The organism is Weizmannia sp. WK01 (genome assembly GCF_025905465.1).
Classification (GTDB): Bacteria; Bacillota; Bacilli; order Bacillales; family Bacillaceae_C; genus Weizmannia; species Weizmannia faecalis.
This window is the reverse complement of sequence record NZ_CP109616.1, coordinates 493,683-512,523: the sequence shown is the minus strand read 5'-3', so window position 1 is coordinate 512,523 and position 18,841 is coordinate 493,683. Positions and strand designations below refer to the sequence as shown.

Genomic DNA, 18,841 nt, shown 5'->3' with positions numbered 1-18,841 from the left:
CTACTATTGATCCTTCATCGTCGCTATTTGAATAGAAATACTATACCAAACCTGGGCAGGACAAGTCAATGCCCGACTTGCTTTGGAATGAATGTAGTAATCGCGTTATTGTGACAGAGGCTTCCGCGCTTTGCCAAACCCTTCGCTCTTTCCGGGAATGTTTTGTTGAACTACCGGGGCGGACCGGACCGTACTCTCCGGTTCACCTTTCCGGCTCCAAAAAGACACGCTTTGTCTTTTTTACATGGGGTACATAAGAATCCCCGATTAATAAGGATTGGCAATTTGAAACAAGGTCAGCTTTTGTTCCATCAGGTTTAAAACCGGGTACCCTTCGACTTTAAGGACAGGCTGATTTGGATGAAGCGGATGGATCCGGATAATGCTCCCTTTCACCCCGTTACGGAGTGTAATCGGTTGTTTCCGGTAATTTTCCATCAGGAAGTTGGCAAACGGGAGGACAATTTCCCGATCGAGCCGGCCGGCATCAGCATCTGCCATTAATTCGTCAATCGCAAAAAACACCGGCTGCCTCCTGCGGTATGCGCGGTTGGAACAAATGGCGTCAAACGTATCCGCCACAGATAATATTCTGACAAGAAAAGGAATGGTTTTCCTGCCATCCGGGTAGCCTGAGCCGTCCAGCCGTTCATGGTGCATCAGGACCCCTTTTAAAATCATCGGGTCAAGCGATGTTTTCTCAAGCAGCCGGTAACCCGCTTCCGGATGCTTCTTGATCAAGGCAAACTCTTCATCTGTTAGCCTTCCCGGTTTATTGAGAATTTGCGGGTCAATGGTGAACTTGCCAATATCGTGGAAAAGCCCCATTTGCGCCAGCAGGCTTTGCTTTTCGGGATGCAGCTTCAAAATTTTCCCGATATTGGCAGCGATCAGCCCGACATGGATACAGTGTTTGAACAAATATTCGTCAGCGGAGAAATGCTCCATTAGTTCCAAAATAGACGTCCGGGTGGCAAACACTTCTTTGTAAAGCTTGCGAAAATTTCTTTCCATACTCTCCACTTCTGCATCACAAAGGGTTGTTTTCACTTGAATGATGTGCTGGAGCTCTTCCATTTCATGGTAAATATTCTCATATAATAAGTCATGGAAGATCCCGGGCGCTTCGGTGGCAATGCGCCTGCCGTCCAGTTGCGGATCGAGGATGACTTCATATTTATTTAAAATGGCAGCAAGCCTTTCTGTAAGAAACGTCCCTTTTCGCAGCAACAGGACGCCGCTATTGGAATACAAATCTTCTGCTAACTTTTCCCCTTTTCGAAACACCATTGAAAAAGCTCCCCTTGAACGTACTTTTTTTACATTTTAACACAGGAAATGTTAGTGAAAAGGAGCCTTTCCGATTTTTCTTAAAAAGTTCATTTATGTTCCGCTGCCTGCCATGATTTTCGACTTCAAACAACGGACCATCTCCGCACAATTCTCAAACGGGGAGCAACTTTGCTTTTTTGAATTTCCACCTCATTTCAAATTTCTCGTACTTTCCCGCGTTTCAGAAGATCAAGCCCACGCAATATCCCGTTCTACTTCAATTTTTGGCGCGGGTTTCCTACTTCAAAAAACAAAATCCTCTCCGGACAGACATCGTGCTCTGCATGGTTGCTTGATATTCGGTTTTTTCAGCTCCCGCCGCGCTTTCTGTTTCAGAAAACAGACCGCTCCCACGCAATTTTCGAGACAAACGGGCATCGGCTTTGCTTTACTTGGATTCCCGCATCTATTTTAGCTTTCCCGTCACACTTCCTGTTTCGGAAAAAGACTGCTCCCATGCATTTTCCGCAACAAATGAGTATCATCTTTGCTTTGCTTGGATTTCCGTGTCTATTTCCGTTTTCCGCCGCACTTCGGAATACAGACTGCTCTTTTGGTGCGGGTTTCCTGTTTTAGAAAGCATCCTCTCCGGACAGACATCGGGCTTTGCATGGTTGCTTGATATTCAGTTTTTTCAGCTTCCCACCGCGCTTTCTGTTTCAGAAAACAGACCGCTCCCACGCAATTTTCGAGACAAACGAGCATCGGCTTTGCTTTACTTGGATTCCCGCATCTATTTTAGCTTTCCCGTCACACTTCCTGTTTCGGAAAAAGACTGCTCCCATGCATTTTCCGCAACAAATGAGTATCATCTTTGCTTTGCTTGGATTTCCGTGTCTATTTCCGTTTTCCGCCGCACTTCGGAATACAGACTGCTCTTTTGGTGCGGGTTTCCTGTTTTAGAAAGCATCCTCTCCAGACAGACATCGGGCTTTCCATGGTTGCTTGATATTCCGTTTTTTCAGTTTCCCGTCACACTTTCTGTTTCAGAAAACAGACCCCGCGCAATTTTCGAGACAAATGGGCATCGGCTTTGCTTGGATTTCCGTATCTATTTCAGCTTTCCAGTCGCACTTCCTGTTTCGGAAAAAGACTTCTCCCAAGCAATTTCACGCAACAAATGGGCATCGGCTTTGTTTGGATTCCGTTTCTTTTTCAGCTTTCCGCCGCGCTTTCCTGTTTCAGAAAATGGATGACTTCCGCATAGTTTCCCGTAACGAGCGCCGGGTTTTGCAACGATTCCTCTATTCTTTTTGTATCATCCGTTTCGACGAGAACAAATCCGGGAAACGCCTGCAGCTGGATCAACGGATTAATGCGACGGATATCTTCATATTGATAATGCAGCTCTAAGGAGACATGATCCATTTCAAGAAACGGCACATGCTCTTCTTCGTACCAATCTTCATCTGTTACAACGATCAAAGTATAATAGCGCCGGTTTTCCGCTGCCCGTGAATTGCCTTTTTCACTAATGATCCGGTCAACGCAAATCAGGCCGCCCATTATGATGAACGCGAATACAGCGTACAGCCATAAATGGGACAACAACAGCAATACCGCTGTAATCAACGAAAGGATACTCAACCTTTTTGCCACCATTTGAAGCAGTAAAAGGACATCACTCATCATTCACGTCTCCCAATTCATGATGTAAAAAATACTTTCCTATATGATATGCCTGCATGGTTTGATCGGTGCTTTTCATTTTCGTTTTTTTACAGATTGGAACATAATAAAAAAGCGATAGCAACCAGGAAAGGAGCATGACCATGAGCAAATACGATAAACTGTTTGAACCCATTACGTTTAAAAGCGGCGTCAGGGCGGAAAACCGCATCGTGATGGCGCCGATGACCCATTATTCCTCGAATGATGACGGCACGATTTCGGATGCTGAGCTGCGTTATTATGCAGAACGTGCAAAAGGGCCGGGGATGGTCGTGACGGCATGTGCCAATGTTACGGAAAACGGCAAAGCGTTTACCGGGCAACCTGGCGCACATACAGACGAAATGGTTGAGAGCATGAAAAAACTGGCACAAACGATTCAGCAAAACGGTGCAAAAGCGGTTGTGCAAATCCACCATGGTGGCCGCGAATGCCCGGCTGAACTCGTGCCGGGCGGAGATGTTGTGAGCGCGAGTGAAACAGATTCGTCAGATGGCAGTGTCCATGCACGCGCGTTGACGGGAGAAGAAACCGCTGAAATTGTGAAGGCATTTGGCGAAGCAACACGCCGCGTGATCGAAGCCGGTTTTGATGGCGTTGAAATTCACGGTGCAAACGGCTATCTGATTCAACAATTTTTCTCCCCGTATACGAACCGGCGTGAAGACGAGTGGGGCGGCAGTCTGGAAAAACGGCTTGCATTCCCGCTTGCTGTCGTCGATGCTGTGAAAAAAACGGTGGCGGAATATGCGGACCGGCCGTTTTTAGTCGGATACCGCTTATCCCCGGAAGAACCGTACGAACCGGGGATTACGATGGATGACACGTTCGCGCTTTTGGATGCGCTGATGGAAAAAGAGCTCGACTATGTGCATATTTCCCTGCAGCACTTCTGGTCTAAAGCCCGCCGCGGCGGTGAACCCGGCCGTCCGCGCATGGAACAGATCGTGGAACATGTCGCAGGCCGCGTGCCTTTGATCGGCGTCGGCTCCCTGCACACAGGAGACGAGGTTTTGAAGGCAATGGAAACCGATGTACCGCTTATTGCCCTCGGCCGTGAGCTTGTCATGGAGCCGCATTGGGTGGAAAAAATTAAAGCCGGCCAGGAGGATGCAATTCAAACCGCGTTAAGAAAAGACGACCGCGAACGGCTCGTTATTCCGGAACCGCTGTGGAAGATGATCATCTCAACGCCGGGCTGGTTCCCGTTTGCAGAATGACATCTGCATGTTGCACGGCATTGTCAAAGAATGAATGGCTGCGCTTGCGAGGCTCGGTTGATACACGAATTGAAGTTTACGTAATGGCCAAGGAATGAATGGCTTTGCCGCGAAGCTCGGTTGGCGATCGAATTGAGCATACGCAATTGTCAAGAAATGAATGGCTTTGCCGCGGAGCTCGGTTGGCGATCGAATTGAAGCATATGTAATTGCCAAAGAATGAATGGCTCACTGCGGGGCCCAGTTGGCGATCGAATTGAGCATACGTAATGGTCAAGAAATGGTTGGCTTTGTCGCGGGGCTCGGTTGACGAAGCATATATAATGGCCAAAGATTGAATGGCTCACTGCGGGGCCCAGTTGGCGATCGAATTGAGCATACGCAATTGTCCAGAAATGATTGGCTGCGCCGCGAAGCTCGGTTGACAACTGAAGTGAAGCATATGTAATGGTCAAGGAATGAATGGCTGCACCTGCCTAATCTGGCCTAGAGCTAGAGCCGGAGTATATGGATGCGATGGAATGGGCATCATTATATATAAGTTGGCATGCAATTTTTGGGCTGGAATTACCTACCTTCTCCAGTTATTGATTGACACGCATTGCTGCGGGTTTTCAGCACGCGGCTTTTGCGCGACTTACGGCGTGCCCGAATTTGTTCCCGCAAACACCGTTAACAATGCAGGATTCTGCCTGGTGTAAGAACCACTATACTGCAAAAGAAAGTGCAAAAAGCACCATTAACATGCAGGATGTTGCCTACCTGCTGATTCAGAAACCGAACCCTTTTAAAAAAAGGGTTCGGTTTTCTTGACTTTTTTAACTTACGATATTAAACTAAGTTACGAAAAGTAAGTTTTAAAAACAGGAGGAATTTAGGATGACAAAAACAAAATGGGCAGTTGACTATGCACATAGCACCATTGATTTCACAGTAAAACATATGATGATTTCAAAAGTAAAAGGGTCTTTTCAAAATTTCGAAGCCGAAATCGAAGCTGATCCCCAAGATTTAACGGATGCAAAAGTTTCTTTTATTGTTGATGCCAGGAGCATTCATACGAAAAATGATGACCGCGATAATCATCTTCGTTCTGCTGATTTCTTAGATGTTGAACAATATCCGAATATTACATTTGTTTCCAAGTCGGTTACAAAGGCAGGGGACAATGATTATAACGTTACCGGTGATTTAACGATTCATGGCGTGACAAAAGAAGAAACATTTAAAGTCACATTTGAAGGGATTTCGAAAAACCCGATGAGCGGCGCGGAAACAGCCGGCTTTAGTGCAGAAGGGACCGTAAAACGGAGCAATTACGGCCTTACTTGGAACGCAGCCCTTGAAACAGGCGGTGTCCTCGTTGGCGATGAAATCAAATTTACGGTGGAATTAGAAGCAAGCAAAGCGGAATAATTGCGGAGGCGCCAATTTAGATTGGCGCTTTTTTCTTTGGGCAGATCATGCTTCTTATGGCCAAGGTTTTGGGATGCTTTTTTTCTATTAAATAACATAGCCGGGCTCTAGGTGAAGAAAGACCGTCTTTTTTCCGCGCTTCCTTAACTTAGACGCACTCTATGTGAAGAAAGGACATCTTTTTTTCGTGCTTCCTTAACGTAGACGGGTTCTATGTGAAGAAAGGCCGTCATTTTTCCACGCTTCCTTAACAAAGACGCACTCTATGTGAAGAAAGGCTTTCGTTTTTCCACGCTTCCTTAATGTAGACGCCTTCTATGTGTAGGAAGGCCGTCATTTTTCCACGCTTTCTTCACATAGACGCACTCTATGTGAAGGAAGGCCTTCGTTTTTTCGCGCTTCCTTAACATAAATAAGAACTTTCCTCAATTGCTGTGATGTGCATCACAAATAAGCAGGTGCTGATGGTTTATGATGAAGGCAGCAATGAAATGGAGGAGTGAATTCGATGGAACGTTTTACAACGAGCCAGACTGTCGGGGAAATCGTAACCTTATTCCCAAAAGCGGCGGATCTGTTTAAAGCAAATCGTATCGATTTTTGTTGCGGCGGCAATGTGTCTGTGAAAGAAGCTGCGGAAAAGCGCAACCTATCAGCAGATGAACTACTTGATGCTATTTGCAACCTTTATGGCCAATATGCCGGAAAAGGCACTGAGCAAAATTGGAATGAAGCGGGCTATACGGAAATTGTCAACTATATTCAGGCCACCCATCACGCGTTTTTGCGCGAGGAACTGCCAAACTTGAGCCCGTATGTAACAAAAGTGATGCGTGTCCACGGCGGCAACCACCCGCATCTCATCGAAGTGCATGAACTGTTTAACCAATTAAAAGCAGAACTGCTGGAGCACACTGAAAAAGAAGATACCGAACAATTTCCTGCCATTCGTGCATACGAAAATCTTCCAACTGCCGCTAACCTGAAAGCCGCGACAGCCGGTTTGACCGACCTTGAAACAGAACATGCTGCTGTCGGGGAAATTTTGCACCGGCTCCGCGAAATTACGAATGACTATACGTTGCCAGAAGGGGCATGCCGTACATTCCAGCTCGTATACCACCGCCTTGAAAATTTTGAAAATGATACATTCCAGCACATTCACCTGGAGAATAATATTCTATTTAAGCGGTTGCTCGAAGAAGCCGTTTGACTTTTAAAAGGCTGTCCTCCCAGGCAGCCTTTTAAAAAGGGGCGGTTTGCTTTTTATTTTTCTTTCCTGGCCCCGGGGAAAGACAACTCGTTGCGCGTGCGTTCCTCTTTTGTCGTTTTGAGACCTCCAAAAGAACAGTTTGCTCGGATTCCAGCTCTCTTTTGTCTTTTTGAACCCCCCAAAAGGACAATTTGCCCCGGGTCCGGCTTTCTTTTGTCTTTTTGAAACCTCCAAAAGGACAGTTTGCCCGGATTCCAGCTCTCTTTTGTCTTTTTGAGACCTTCAAAAGGACAATTTGTACGGATCCCAGCTCTCTTTTGTCTTTTTGAGACCTTCAAAAGGACAATTTGCCCCGGGTCCGGCTTTCTTTTGTCTTTTTGAGACCTCCAAAAAGACAGTTTGCCTCTGGTCCGACTTTCTTTTGTCTTTTTGAGACCTCCAAATGGACAATTTGCTCGGATTCCAGCTCTCTTTTGTCTTTTTGAAGCCCCCAAAAAGACAATTTACCCCGGGTCCGGCTTTCTTTTGTCTTTTTGAAACCTCCAAAAGGACAATTCACCCCGGGTCCGGCTTTCTTTTGTCTTTTTGAATCCCCCAAAAGGACAATTTGCTCGGATTCCAGCTCTCTTTTGTCTTTCATAACTCCGATGAAAGACATTTTGCTGCGTGGGCAACCCCCTTTTGTCTTTCATCACCTTGAGGGACCACTGAAAAAGTCAATCTGAAAATTCAAAATAATTATATGTACAATAAATTGAAAAAAAATGCCCCCAGTATTTGGTATAATAAAGTTATACTACAAACCAAAACCAAACTGGGGGTATCTATCATGCTTAAAGAAAAAGATAATCAATTAAGCATCTATTCCATATTATACGATAAAATTCCTGAAAATCATACACTTAAATTATTAAGAGATGAAGTGGATTTTAGTTTTATCAATAAAATGCTTGAAAAAACTTACTGTAAAGAATATGGAAGGCCAGCAAAAGAGCCCGAACTTATGGTTAAAATCTTGGTGTTACAAAAACTCTATGACTTATCTGATGAGAAAGTTATAGAAAATTGCTCATTAAACCTTGCATATATGTATTTTTTAGGAATCAATCCGGAAGACGACCTCCCTCACCCAAGTCTTTTGGCAAAATTTCGTAAAAGTAGATTAGAAGGCAATCTCACTATAGATGAAATTATTATTGAAATCATAAACCAATGCATTGAAAAAGGAATTTTACAAAAGGTTTCTGGTATAACGATTGATTCCACTCATACAGAAGCCAACACCAAAAAATATAGACCGGAACGAGTCATGAAACAATTAGCGAAAAAAATCTTTAAAACCGTTAAAGAAGAAAACGGAGAAATACCAAGTGAAATCAACCAAGAAATCCCTGATTATAAAGAAATAGAAAACCATGATGAAGCTAGAAAAACAATGAAGTCCTATCTTGAAGAAACGGTATCAAAGGTAGAAGAACTAGTTGAACTGGAGAAAGCACCTGAAACAAAAGCACTCGTTAATAATGCGAAAGAAATTTTAGCAGACCCGAAGTTTATGGAGCAAAAAGGGGTACGATCGATTGTCGACCAAGAAGCGAGAATAGGGTATAAAAGCAAAAATGATCCTTTCTTTGGTTATAAAACGGAATTTATGATGACAACAGAAGATCGAATGATTACAGCTGTTCATACTGGTAATGGAGCTTATGTGGATGGAACGAAGTTTGATGAATTATTAGAGTTAACCAAGAAAACGAGAATAAAAATGCCAGAAGTATATGGTGATAAAGCCTATTTTAAAAAGCCAATCTTAGACAAAATCTCTGAACTTAAAGCAAAGGCATACATCCCTGTAAGTGAAGCTGCATATCGCATAGACGAAGAAAGATTCAGTTATAACAAAGATTCTGACGAGTGGTTCTGTAGTCAAGGAAACAAAACAATCAAAAAGAAACACTATATAAGAAAATGTGGAAAAGAAACGTATAATTACTATTTTGACAGAGAACAATGTAGAAATTGCCCAATGCGAGAAGTTTGCATAACCGGAAAAACAGTCGGAAAAGTATTAGGGATCGGAATCAACACCCCAGAATTTTATGAGTATAGTCAACAACAGAAATCGGAGGGATTTAAAGAGAAGTATAAAAAAAGAGCATGCCAAGAAGGGAAAAATGGCGAAATGAAGAATTTCCACGGGTTAGATCGTGCCAAATGGTACGGTCTAAAAAGCATGGGCTTACAAGCCAAGCTAACAGCCTTGGCAGTAAATTTAAAGAGGATAGCCGCCATACTATCCTCTAAAAAGGCGAATTATAGCCAAACATTTGTCATTTTTACTAATTTCTATGGTAAAGAGTACCATTTACAGAAAATTTCTTACACTACACAGCAAATTTTACATAAAAAAATGGCTTTTTTCAGTGGTCACTCACCTTGATGAAAGACAATTCGCTGCGCGGGCACTTCACTTTTGTCTTTCATAGCTCTGATGAAGAACATTTCACTGCCCGGACGCCCCTCTTTTGTCCTTCATCACCCCAATGAAAGACATTTCGCTGCCTGGACGCCTCTCTTTTGTCCTTCATCACCCCGATGAAAGACATTTCGCTCCCACGACGCCCCCTTGTCTTTCTTTGCTTTAATTCTTACCGGCGGGAAAATCTTTATACCCCGAGCAGTTCCTCCGTCAGTTTTTCCTGGTGAATGAGGTATGTGCCTTTTTCCTGCGGGAGGATGAGGTTTTTTTCTTTAAGCTGGCGGATCGTGCGGCTGACCGTTTCACGGGTGACGCCGATCATGTTGGCGAGGTCGGAGTTGTTGAGCGGGGTTTTCACGAGGACAAACCCGTCTTTTTCCTGAACGCCATGTGTGCGGGTGAGGCGCAGAAAAAGTTTGACTACTTGCTCGTAAGCGTTGTTTAAAATCTGGGCTTCGAGCCGGTCCTGCAAGTCAAGGATTTCATCACTCATCACACCGTATAAAGTCATGGTCAGCTGCGGATTGTTGAGCAACACGTTTTCAAAATCAGTAATCCGGATCGCAACGAGATTCGTGTCTACAACCGCCATCGCATTCGCCGGGTAGCTTATTTTACGGAAAAAACCAACATGCGGGAACATGTCGCCATCGCGAAGCAGTGTGACAACTTGCTCTTTGCCGTTCGCATCGGTGCGGTAAATTTTCACTTCCCCGCTTTCAATAAAATAAACGGCTTCCTGCGGGTCCCCCTGGAAAAAAATATGCGCATCCTTTTCTGCATGCTTTTTAACAGATATATCGGCGATCACAGCCAGATCCGCGTCCCCGAGTCCTTTAAAAAGCGGCATTTTACGCAGGTTTTCCAAAGCGCTCACTTCCCTTCTTCAATAAAGTGCAATTATCCCTCAATTACTCGGTATTCTCCAAATTTCATAGATATCATTACGTAGCTGCAGGCGGCCTGCTGGACAAATCCCTCAACACACCCTATTGTACACAAAAATAAGCACACCGCCCAAAGTCAAAGTCAATGTTAAAAAAATAAGAGTGTCCCCCCTCGGAACGCCTCTTATCCTTCCTTCAATAAAGTGCAACTATCTCTCAATTACCCCGCGTATTCTCCAAAGCCAATGTTAAAAAAGAAGAGGGCCCCAATCGGAGCGCCTCTTATTAAGAAGGAATCGATTCTGTAGGATGGGCAGCCGTTTCCAGTGCTTCCTTTTTGTCAAATTCTTTTTCCGTTTTGGAGATGACGACCGTCGCGACGGCATTCCCGATAATATTTGTGAGCGCGCGTGATTCAGACATGAACCGGTCCACGCCGATCAACAGCGCAATCCCTGCAACCGGGATAACCGGGAACGCAGACAAAGTCGCAGCAAGGGTAATGAAACCGGAACCGGTCACGCCGGCCGCCCCTTTCGATGTCAGCATTAAAATCAGCAGCAGCATGATTTGGTGCCCGATCGTCAGGTGCACATTATACGCCTGCGCAATGAAAATGGATGCCATCGACAAATAGATGGCGGTGCCGTCCAGGTTAAACGAGTATCCGGTTGGAACGACAAGGCCGACAACCGATTTTGAACAACCGAATTTTTCGAGTTTTCTCATCAGGGAAGGCATCGCCGATTCCGATGAAGAGGTCCCGAGCACGAGTAAAAGTTCTTCCTTTATATAAGCGATGAACTTGAAAATGTTGAAACCAAACGCTTTTGCAATCCCGCCGAGGACAAGCAAGATAAAAATGATCATCGTCAGGTAGACAGACCCCATTAATTCGCCGAGATTGATCAGCGAGCTTGCGCCAAACTGGCCAACTGTATATGCCATTGCCCCGAATGCAGCGATCGGTGACACTTTCATGACAATACCGACAATTTTAAAGAAAACTTCCGTCATGTCTTCAAAAAAGCGGATAACCGGTTTTGCCCTCTCCCCGAGGGATGCGGCAGCAACCCCGAACAGTACCGCAAAAAATAAAATTGGTAAAAGATCTCCCTTGACAAAAGCCCCGGCGATGCTTTCCGGAATAATACCGGAAATAAAACCGATAAAACCGTGCTCGCTGTCTTTTGCCTGCGTGACGAATTGTGAAACCTGGCTTGTTTTCGCATGGCTTGTATCAATGCCGTGGCCGGGTTGGATCAAATTCACGATAATCAGACCGATGGCGAGCGCAACCGTGCTGACGACTTCAAAATAGATAAGCGCCTTGCCGCCGATTCGACCGACTTTTTTCAAATCCCCCATGCCGCCGATCCCGATAATGACCGTAAAGAAGATAATCGGCGGGACGAGCATTTTGATCAGTTTAATAAACCATTGCGCGAGAATATTCAGTTCCGCGCCGAATTTAGGTGAAACAAGTCCTACAATAATACCCAGAATGATGCCGATAATGACTTGTACTGTAAGATTCCGAAAGTTGATCCTCATTTGCCATCCCCTCTGTTTGCGCTTACATTTTAGTGTCATCCATTATATTTCTATTATAGTACAGGTTTTCCCTGTTTTCACTATTTTTATATTAAAAAAATTTTGCTTTTAAAAAATATCGGTGCAAGCAAAGCGCAAAAAAGCAGCGGGGCAGATATCCGCTGCTTTTTTCTAGCTGTCTTTGCTTGTTACTTCCAAAATGAAACCAATCCTTTTTCGCCACCAGGGTCTGTGCTCTTTCCCGGAACAAGTTTACACTTCCGGGACCGCTTCCCGCAATGCTTCTTCCAATTCTTTCCTGTACGCCTGTTCTGTCTCTTCATCCCAGGAAAATTCAGCGGCCATCCATGTTATAACCGGCTCTTTCCATTTGCGGACCCAGTTGATATCGAAGAAAAGGGCACCGGTACGGCGAATGAAGAAATCGACCGGTTTTACCACCATTTCTTGTTCCACTGCATATTTCAATACGGCGTACACTTCCCGCGGTAGCGGATAGTCGTCTTTCCAGCTTTTCGCATATGCATATACGTGATCCGCGTTCGTGCCGTATTTTTCCGCAATCGCCCGGCTTGCTTCCGCAGACAGGCCGCTTGCTTCGCCTTCTTTTGTTTTTGCTTTGACAAACGCCGGCAAATTTTCAGAGCCGCCCACATCACCGCCGGAAATCGGCAAGTGCTTCGTTTGGCACGGCTGAAAATTGCCGCCAAGCCTGCGTGCTACAAGATCTACAACCGTTTCCGCCATTTTCCGGTAACCGGTCAGTTTGCCGCCTGCGATTGTCACGAGGCCGCTGTCGGATTCCCAAATTTCATCTTTACGCGAAATTTCGGAGGCGTCTTTTCCTTCTTCGTAAATCAATGGACGGACGCCGGCCCAGCTTGATTCGACATCACGGGCTGTCACTTTGACTTTTGGAAACATAAAGTGGATCGCTTTTAATAAGTAATCAATATCTTTCGGGAGCGGTTTCGGGTGAATCGGGTCTTTGTCGTAAAATGTATCCGTTGTGCCGACGTACGTTTTGTCGCCGCGCGGAATGGCAAACACCATGCGGCCGTCCGGCGTATCAAAATACACGGCCTGCCGGAGCGGAAAGATACTTTGGTCAAACACAATATGCACGCCCTTTGTGAGGCGGAGGCTTTTGCTCCCTTTCCCGTCTTTATTGCGCATTTTGTCACTCCACGGCCCGGTCGCATTGACGACCATTTTCGCCCGCACGTTTACGGTTTCCCCGCTGATCTGGTCACGAACAGTGGCCCCCGAGATGCGGCCGTTTTCATATAAATACTCTTCCGCTTTTGTATAGTTGACAGCCAGCGCCCCGTGTGCGACTGCTGCTTTCATCACTTCAATGGTCAGCCGCGCGTCGTCCGTCCGGTATTCGACATAATAACCGCCGCCTTTCAGCCCATCTTTTTTGATCAGCGGTTCCTTGTTTAAGGTTTCCGAAGCCGACAGCATTTTCCGGCGTTCCGTTTTTTTCACGCCGGCTAAAAAGTCGTACAGCCGCAAGCCGATATTCGTTGTAAATGCGCCGAACGTCCCGCCCTTATGGAACGGCAGCAGCATCCATTCCGGCGTTGTCACATGCGGGCCGTTTTCATAAACGATGGCGCGCTCTTTTCCGACTTCCGCCACCATTTTTACTTCAAATTGTTTCAAGTACCGCAGGCCCCCGTGGACAAGTTTGGTTGACCGGCTTGATGTGCCCGCCGCGAAATCCTGCATCTCGACAAGCGCTACAGACATGCCGCGCGACACTGCGTCAAGCGCAATGCCGGCCCCTGTAATGCCGCCACCGATCACAAGCAGATCGAACGTTTTATCCTTCATGTTTTGTAAAACTGCCCCACGCTCTTTTCCTGAAAATTCCATTTTTGTCCCCTCCTATAAAATAAAAAGAGACCTGAACCATGCATTATGGAAAACTCCCATAAAACAAGCCAGGTCTCTCTGCATCTCTTGACATTTTATGAACTTGTTTTTATTATAACAGACCTTCCGCTGATTTTCAGCTGTTATGCACCGGGAAAATGTAGTAATCCCCGTTTCTTGCCGTTGCCCCGTTAGATAAGGCAGCGCCGGAAAAACATGGAAGGCAACGCCGCCCGAATAGCAATAGCTGGCCACATCAACTCACAGGTTAAGCTGGCGCAAAACTATTGATTGCCTGCTAGTATTGCGGCTAAAACATAGACGCAATGGCGCCAGAACGATGAGCGATAACAACGCAATAGCTGGCTACGTAAAAGCTTACGCAAAACTATTAGTTGCCTGCTAGTATTGCAGCTACCCAGAATCCAAGGTGTTATTGCCATGGTATCCCTGCAAGCTTTTTAAAAGCAGGGGCCGCCTGCAACAGCAATGCTAGCGCAGGGTAAGCCACATAAACCACGTTGCCTACTGCATACCCGCTTCCGTATGGCTGCCCAGTTCGGTCGCAGGGTAAGCCAGATTACCCGTGTTGCCTACTACATGCCCGGTTCCGTACAGCTGCTCAATTTGGGTCGCAGGTTAACCCAGATAAACCACGTTGCCTACTGCATGCCCACTTCCGTATGACTGCCCAATTTGGTCGCAGGCTAAGCCAGATTACCGCGCTGCCTGCAGCAATCTGCAAATCTATTTAAAGGCAATGGTTGCACGGATTGCTTTTTTCCATCCGTCATATAAGGCTTCGCGTTCTTTTTCCGCGAGTGACGGTTCAAATTTGCGTTCCACTTTCCACTGGCGGGCAATTTCTTCACGCGATTCCCAGTAACCGACCGCAAGCCCCGCCAAGTATGCGGCGCCAAGTGCAGTGGTCTCGCTCACAACCGGGCGCTCAACCGGCACGCCTAACATGTCGCTTTGGAACTGCATGAGAAAATTGTTTTTCACTGCGCCGCCGTCCGCACGCAATGTTTTAAGCGGCAGTCCGGAATCTGCCTCCATTGCAGCAAGCACATCTTTCGTCTGATAGGCGAGCGATTCAAGCGTGGCCCGGATAAAATGTTCTTTCGTGGTGCCCCGTGTCAGCCCGAACACCGAGCCGCGCACATCGCTTTCCCAGTACGGTGTCCCAAGCCCGACAAATGCCGGCACGACATACACACCATCTGTTGAATCAACCCGCTCTGCATACGATTCACTTTGAGCGCTGTCTTTGATCATGCGCATCCCGTCACGCAGCCATTGAATCGCTGACCCTGCCACAAAGATGCTGCCTTCAAGGGCATACTCGACTTTTCCATCAATACCCCATGCGAGCGTCGTCAGCAAGCCATGCTTGGAAGAAACAGCTTTTTCGCCGGTATTCATCAGCATAAAGCAACCGGTGCCGTACGTATTTTTCGCCATCCCTTCTTCGTAGCACGCCTGCCCGAACAGCGCCGCCTGCTGGTCGCCCGCCACGCCTGCGATCGGAATTTCCTCACCGAAGAAATGGTACGGTGCAGTTTGCGCATAAACATGGGAGGAAGGTTTGACTTCCGGAAGCATCGCAGCAGGAACGTCCAGCATTTCAAGCAGCTCGGGATCCCATTTCAAATCGTAAATATTGTACAAAAGTGTCCGGGACGCGTTCGAATAGTCGGTAACATGGGCTTTGCCGCCTGAAAATTTCCAGATCAGCCAAGTGTCGATTGTGCCAAACAGGAGCTCGCCTTTTTCAGCGCGTTCTCTTGCTCCGTCAACATGGTCGAGAATCCATTTGATTTTTGTCCCACTGAAATACGGGTCGATGAGGAGCCCTGTTTTTTCACGGACCATATCAGCATAGCCTTTTTCTTTTAAGTCAGCGCAAATATCCGCTGTCTGCCGCGACTGCCAGACAATCGCATTGTAAATCGGATGACCCGTCTTTTTATCCCAGACGACCGTTGTCTCACGCTGGTTGGTAATCCCAATCGCGGCAATCTGCTTCGGCTCTACATCTGCTTCTGTTAAAACGGTCGTCGTAACCGCGAGCACCGATGCCCACACTTCATTCGCATTATGTTCCACCCAGCCAGGCTGTGGAAAATACTGATGAAATTCCTGCTGGGCTGTATGCACAATTTCCCCTTTTTGGTTAAAAAGAATAGCTCTTGAACTTGTTGTCCCCTGGTCAATGGATAAAATAAATTTCTCCATCCCGTTTCCTCCTTACGCTCTCTTTTTCTTGTTTTCTATCATCCATACTATCAATAATACAAGTAAACACGTTAGCAAAACACACCAAAACGCGGGCGTCCAATCATTTTTAAACACAGCCCGGTAAAAAACGCCCCCGAGAGAACCCCCGAGCAACGGACCGGCAACCGGCACCCACGCATAACCCCAATTCGAAGGCCCTTTCCCTGCAATCGGGAGCAGAAAATGGGCAATTCTCGGGCCAAGGTCGCGGGCAGGGTTGATCGCATAACCCGTCGTCCCGCCAAGTGAAACCCCGATCGCTACAATCAGCATGCCAACGATGAACGGGTTCAGCCCGTCTGTAAACTTATTTGCCCCGATCGTAAGAACACCGAGCACAAGAACAAAGGTCCCAATCATTTCACTGATAAGATTGGCAAAATAGTTTGGAATGGCCGGCCCGGTCGAAAATACGCCAAGTTTGGCTCCCGGATCGTCCGTCTCCTTCCAGTGCGGCAAAAAGTGAAAAAATACGACGGCAGCGCCGATCATGGCTCCGACCATTTGCGCCAAAATATACCCGGCCACTTTCGACCATGGAAAATCCCCGTTAAATGCAAGCCCGACGGTAAGTGCGGGATTTAAGTGGGCACCGCTGTATTTTCCGACTGCATAAGCCGCCATGGCGACGCCAAGTCCCCACCCGAACGAAATGACAATCCAGCCGCTCTGGTAGGCAAATGACTTTTTCAAATTGACATTGGCACAAACACCGCCACCAAAAATAATCAGGATGGCTGTGCCAACCAATTCTGCTAAATATGGATTCATACCCCTTCCTCCATTTCGAATGAATTAAAAGCTGATCCGGCAACACTCCGGTCCCTTTCATCAAAAAAGAACAAAAAGACCCACGACGCCCGCAAATTTGTTGCGAATGGAGTGGATCTCTTTGTTCTCCTGCCAAGTTTATTAACTTATGTATGATGATAACGCTTACTTTAAATTTTGTCAATCCATGTTCACAAAAAAATATATACCGGATTTTTCCAGATTTTGTTGAAAGAAGCGGACATCCTTGCCAGCAGACTTAGGATTCCGCTGGGCTGCATTCGGCTCCAATGGGAGAATGTTTCACATCGCTTCCACTTCTGGTTAGGAGTCGGCTTGTCAATATGCCCGCTGTACACCCGGGTGCCGTCCCATGCAAAAAACCACTGCGGCCGCCCGGAACAGCCGCTTATCTTTATTTCTTTTCCAAAAAGGCTTCCCACAATTCCGTGTCCGAGGTAGTGATGCCTTCCGCTCCGGCTTTCAATGCTTTTTCCACATCTTCCCGCGTACGGATCAACCCGCCTGCAAAAATTGGAATGCCAAGCCGTTCTTTTACTTCGGTGATCATCCATGGCGCGATTCCCGGCAAAACTTCAATATAATCAGGTTTCGTCCGTTCAATTAATTTGTAACTTTTCTCAAGCGCATGCGAATCAATCAGGAACATTCTTTGGATCGACACGACTCCCTTTTGCTTTGCTTTTTGTATGACATTGGCTTTCGTGGAAATTAGCCCGAAAGGTTGATACTCCTGGCATAAATATTCCGTTGCGTAATCATCACTCTTCAAGCCCTGGATCAAGTCCACATGGTAAATCATTTTTTTGCCTTCCGCCTTTGCCATTGCCGCGACATATTTGAGCTGTGAAATGTGAAGCTCCAGAAAAATCCCGATTTCATAATCACTTTTTAAAAACCTTTCAAACTCCTTCATGTTGACAGAAGCCGGAAGAATTCTTTGAGAAAAGGCCATTTTTTCTCCTCCTTATATTAGTGCAAATTTAGTTTACCACGTACGATGGGCCGGTACGCATTGTGTATATGACAAGATTTTCCCGATATGTCAGATGGCCAAAGTCATCTTGGAACACTTCCAGTTTCTAATCATAATCCAGCTCCCCAAAAATCCAAAATCCGATACCCACGAAAGTCCTGAAATACGTTCGGCTATCAAGAGCGGGCTACTCATACGCCTAAGAAGAGATACTGCAAATACGGACTGATTTTTCCTTCTTCTACCATTGAAAAGCTTACGAGTGCAATGCTTTTTCATGTATTTTTATAAAATCCTTGTATTTAATGTTTAACCAATCTTCCAGAATTCTTGTCAAGTCCAGGAACTTTGCTTAATGAGCAAGTTCTAAGTATGGAACAAATATTTTTTGAAAAAACGCATTTTTCCCTTTGAAAAAATTTTTAAAAGTAGTATAATAATTGTGCAAACAAAAAATTGAAAGGAGTTTTTTTATGAAAAAAATTTTTTATTGTTTCTGAGTGTTTTGTTGATTGTTCCTTTAATTCCTTTAGTTTCATCAAAAGTAAAGGCAGATGATGATATAAGTAGTAGCAATAGTAGTGATTCTGCTTCTACTCCTCAGCTTATTAGTGTTACTTATTATGATAAAAATGGAAACTCTACAACAACACCTATTGCTTCTTCACCTACAAACCCATCGGGTTTGGGAACAGTATCTTATGTCCAACTTGTAAACGGCTCTGGTGGCAATTGGAGTTGGAAATATAAAGCGACTTATAAAGGCGATAATGTTTCTGGTAACAAAATAGCTAGCACTTTATACAAGGCTTTTGAAGCAGTTGTATCTAGTTATATTGCTAAAAGAGTAGGAGGATGGAAAGGCGCCGCTTCTGCTAGTTTAGTAACCAGTGTCATGCCTGTATCAAAGAGCAAAAATTATTATTGGACTACTAAAAAATATGTTGACGAAGATAATGCCGCAATATACGTAAAATGGAGTACAAAGTTGTATTCAAATTCTTCGAGAACGAAGCTGGTAAGTTCATATGACGCTGTGACTTCGTACATGAAATAACCAAGGCAACTGCCTTGGTTATTTCATTTAACAAAGCTAAAATAAAGAAAAATCAATATCAAGCAAACAGTAACAACTTTTTC

General features: G+C 45.6%; 13 protein-coding genes and 1 pseudogene. 6 read left to right on the top strand and 8 right to left on the bottom strand.

Annotated elements, in window-relative coordinates; translation table 11 throughout:
- Positions 1-267 precede the first annotated feature (267 nt).
- Positions 268-1,290, bottom strand: a complete 1,023-nt coding sequence (locus OF158_RS02450; protein ID WP_035182607.1) for an HD-GYP domain-containing protein — start codon at positions 1,288-1,290, stop codon at positions 268-270.
- Between the two features lie 425 nt (positions 1,291-1,715).
- Here OF158_RS02450 and OF158_RS02445 point away from each other — a divergent pair, with 425 nt between their 5' ends.
- The gene (locus OF158_RS02445; protein ID WP_043052522.1) at positions 1,716-2,528 is read left to right on the top strand and encodes a hypothetical protein; all 813 of its coding nucleotides are present in this window, start codon (positions 1,716-1,718) and stop codon (positions 2,526-2,528) included.
- Here the strand turns inward: OF158_RS02445 and OF158_RS02440 are convergent.
- The gene (locus tag OF158_RS02440) at positions 2,488-2,961 is read right to left on the bottom strand and encodes a hypothetical protein (protein WP_035182624.1); all 474 of its coding nucleotides are present in this window, start codon (positions 2,959-2,961) and stop codon (positions 2,488-2,490) included. The two genes, OF158_RS02445 and OF158_RS02440, sit on opposite strands and share 41 nt — an antisense overlap.
- A 143-nt stretch (positions 2,962-3,104) precedes the next feature.
- On the opposite strand from OF158_RS02440, the gene OF158_RS02435 reads away from it, so the two are divergent.
- The 4 genes and pseudogenes from OF158_RS02435 to OF158_RS02420 all read left to right on the top strand — a co-directional run.
- Positions 3,105-4,223 (top strand): NADH-dependent flavin oxidoreductase, encoded by a 1,119-nt coding sequence (locus OF158_RS02435; RefSeq protein ID WP_035182625.1) that lies wholly within the window; start codon positions 3,105-3,107, stop codon positions 4,221-4,223.
- 879 nt (positions 4,224-5,102) lie between these two features.
- Entirely contained in the window at positions 5,103-5,639 is a 537-nt protein-coding gene (locus OF158_RS02430; protein WP_013858263.1) for a YceI family protein, read from the top strand.
- Between the two features lie 508 nt (positions 5,640-6,147).
- Positions 6,148-6,852, top strand: coding sequence for an iron-sulfur cluster repair di-iron protein (gene ric / locus OF158_RS02425; RefSeq protein WP_035182628.1), 705 nt, complete (start codon positions 6,148-6,150; stop codon positions 6,850-6,852).
- 829 nt (positions 6,853-7,681) lie between these two features.
- Positions 7,682-9,157, top strand: a pseudogene (locus OF158_RS02420) (IS1182 family transposase); the annotation flags it as partial.
- 361 nt (positions 9,158-9,518) lie between these two features.
- Here the strand turns inward: OF158_RS02420 and OF158_RS02415 are convergent.
- The 6 genes from OF158_RS02415 to OF158_RS02390 form a co-directional block, all read right to left on the bottom strand.
- Positions 9,519-10,199, bottom strand: a complete 681-nt coding sequence (locus OF158_RS02415; RefSeq protein ID WP_014096278.1) for a Crp/Fnr family transcriptional regulator — start codon at positions 10,197-10,199, stop codon at positions 9,519-9,521.
- Between the two features lie 304 nt (positions 10,200-10,503).
- Positions 10,504-11,772, bottom strand: coding sequence for a C4-dicarboxylate transporter DctA (dctA, locus tag OF158_RS02410; protein WP_035182629.1), 1,269 nt, complete (start codon positions 11,770-11,772; stop codon positions 10,504-10,506).
- A gap of 252 nt (positions 11,773-12,024) precedes the next feature.
- On the bottom strand, positions 12,025-13,653 hold the full coding sequence (locus OF158_RS02405) for a glycerol-3-phosphate dehydrogenase/oxidase (RefSeq protein ID WP_035182630.1): 1,629 nt from the start codon (positions 13,651-13,653) through the stop codon (positions 12,025-12,027).
- 747 nt (positions 13,654-14,400) lie between these two features.
- Complete coding sequence (gene glpK / locus OF158_RS02400; RefSeq protein WP_017550623.1) at positions 14,401-15,891, bottom strand: glycerol kinase GlpK; 1,491 nt, start codon at positions 15,889-15,891, stop codon at positions 14,401-14,403.
- A 12-nt stretch (positions 15,892-15,903) separates the two neighbouring features.
- The gene (locus tag OF158_RS02395; protein WP_035182632.1) at positions 15,904-16,704 is read right to left on the bottom strand and encodes an MIP/aquaporin family protein; all 801 of its coding nucleotides are present in this window, start codon (positions 16,702-16,704) and stop codon (positions 15,904-15,906) included.
- 415 nt (positions 16,705-17,119) lie between these two features.
- Positions 17,120-17,680: a glycerol-3-phosphate responsive antiterminator gene (locus OF158_RS02390; RefSeq protein WP_014096283.1), complete on the bottom strand. Its 561-nt coding sequence runs from the start codon at positions 17,678-17,680 to the stop codon at positions 17,120-17,122.
- Between the two features lie 529 nt (positions 17,681-18,209).
- On the opposite strand from OF158_RS02390, the gene OF158_RS02385 reads away from it, so the two are divergent.
- The gene (locus OF158_RS02385; protein ID WP_128890989.1) at positions 18,210-18,758 is read left to right on the top strand and encodes a hypothetical protein; all 549 of its coding nucleotides are present in this window, start codon (positions 18,210-18,212) and stop codon (positions 18,756-18,758) included.
- Positions 18,759-18,841: the final 83 nt, after the last annotated feature.

Excerpts from the sequence above, each read along its gene's own strand:
- OF158_RS02450 (WP_035182607.1), bottom strand. The coding sequence starts at position 1,290 with ATGGTGTTTCGAAAAGGGGAAAAGTTAGCAGAAGATTTGTATTCCAAT.
- OF158_RS02440 (WP_035182624.1), bottom strand. The coding sequence starts at position 2,961 with ATGAGTGATGTCCTTTTACTGCTTCAAATGGTGGCAAAAAGGTTGAGT.
- OF158_RS02435 (WP_035182625.1), top strand. The coding sequence starts at position 3,105 with ATGAGCAAATACGATAAACTGTTTGAACCCATTACGTTTAAAAGCGGC.
- OF158_RS02430 (WP_013858263.1), top strand. The coding sequence starts at position 5,103 with ATGACAAAAACAAAATGGGCAGTTGACTATGCACATAGCACCATTGAT.
- ric (WP_035182628.1), top strand. The coding sequence starts at position 6,148 with ATGGAACGTTTTACAACGAGCCAGACTGTCGGGGAAATCGTAACCTTA.
- dctA (WP_035182629.1), bottom strand. The coding sequence starts at position 11,772 with ATGAGGATCAACTTTCGGAATCTTACAGTACAAGTCATTATCGGCATC.
- OF158_RS02405 (WP_035182630.1), bottom strand. The coding sequence starts at position 13,653 with ATGGAATTTTCAGGAAAAGAGCGTGGGGCAGTTTTACAAAACATGAAG.
- glpK (WP_017550623.1), bottom strand. The coding sequence starts at position 15,891 with ATGGAGAAATTTATTTTATCCATTGACCAGGGGACAACAAGTTCAAGA.
- OF158_RS02395 (WP_035182632.1), bottom strand. The coding sequence starts at position 16,704 with ATGAATCCATATTTAGCAGAATTGGTTGGCACAGCCATCCTGATTATT.
- OF158_RS02390 (WP_014096283.1), bottom strand. The coding sequence starts at position 17,680 with ATGGCCTTTTCTCAAAGAATTCTTCCGGCTTCTGTCAACATGAAGGAG.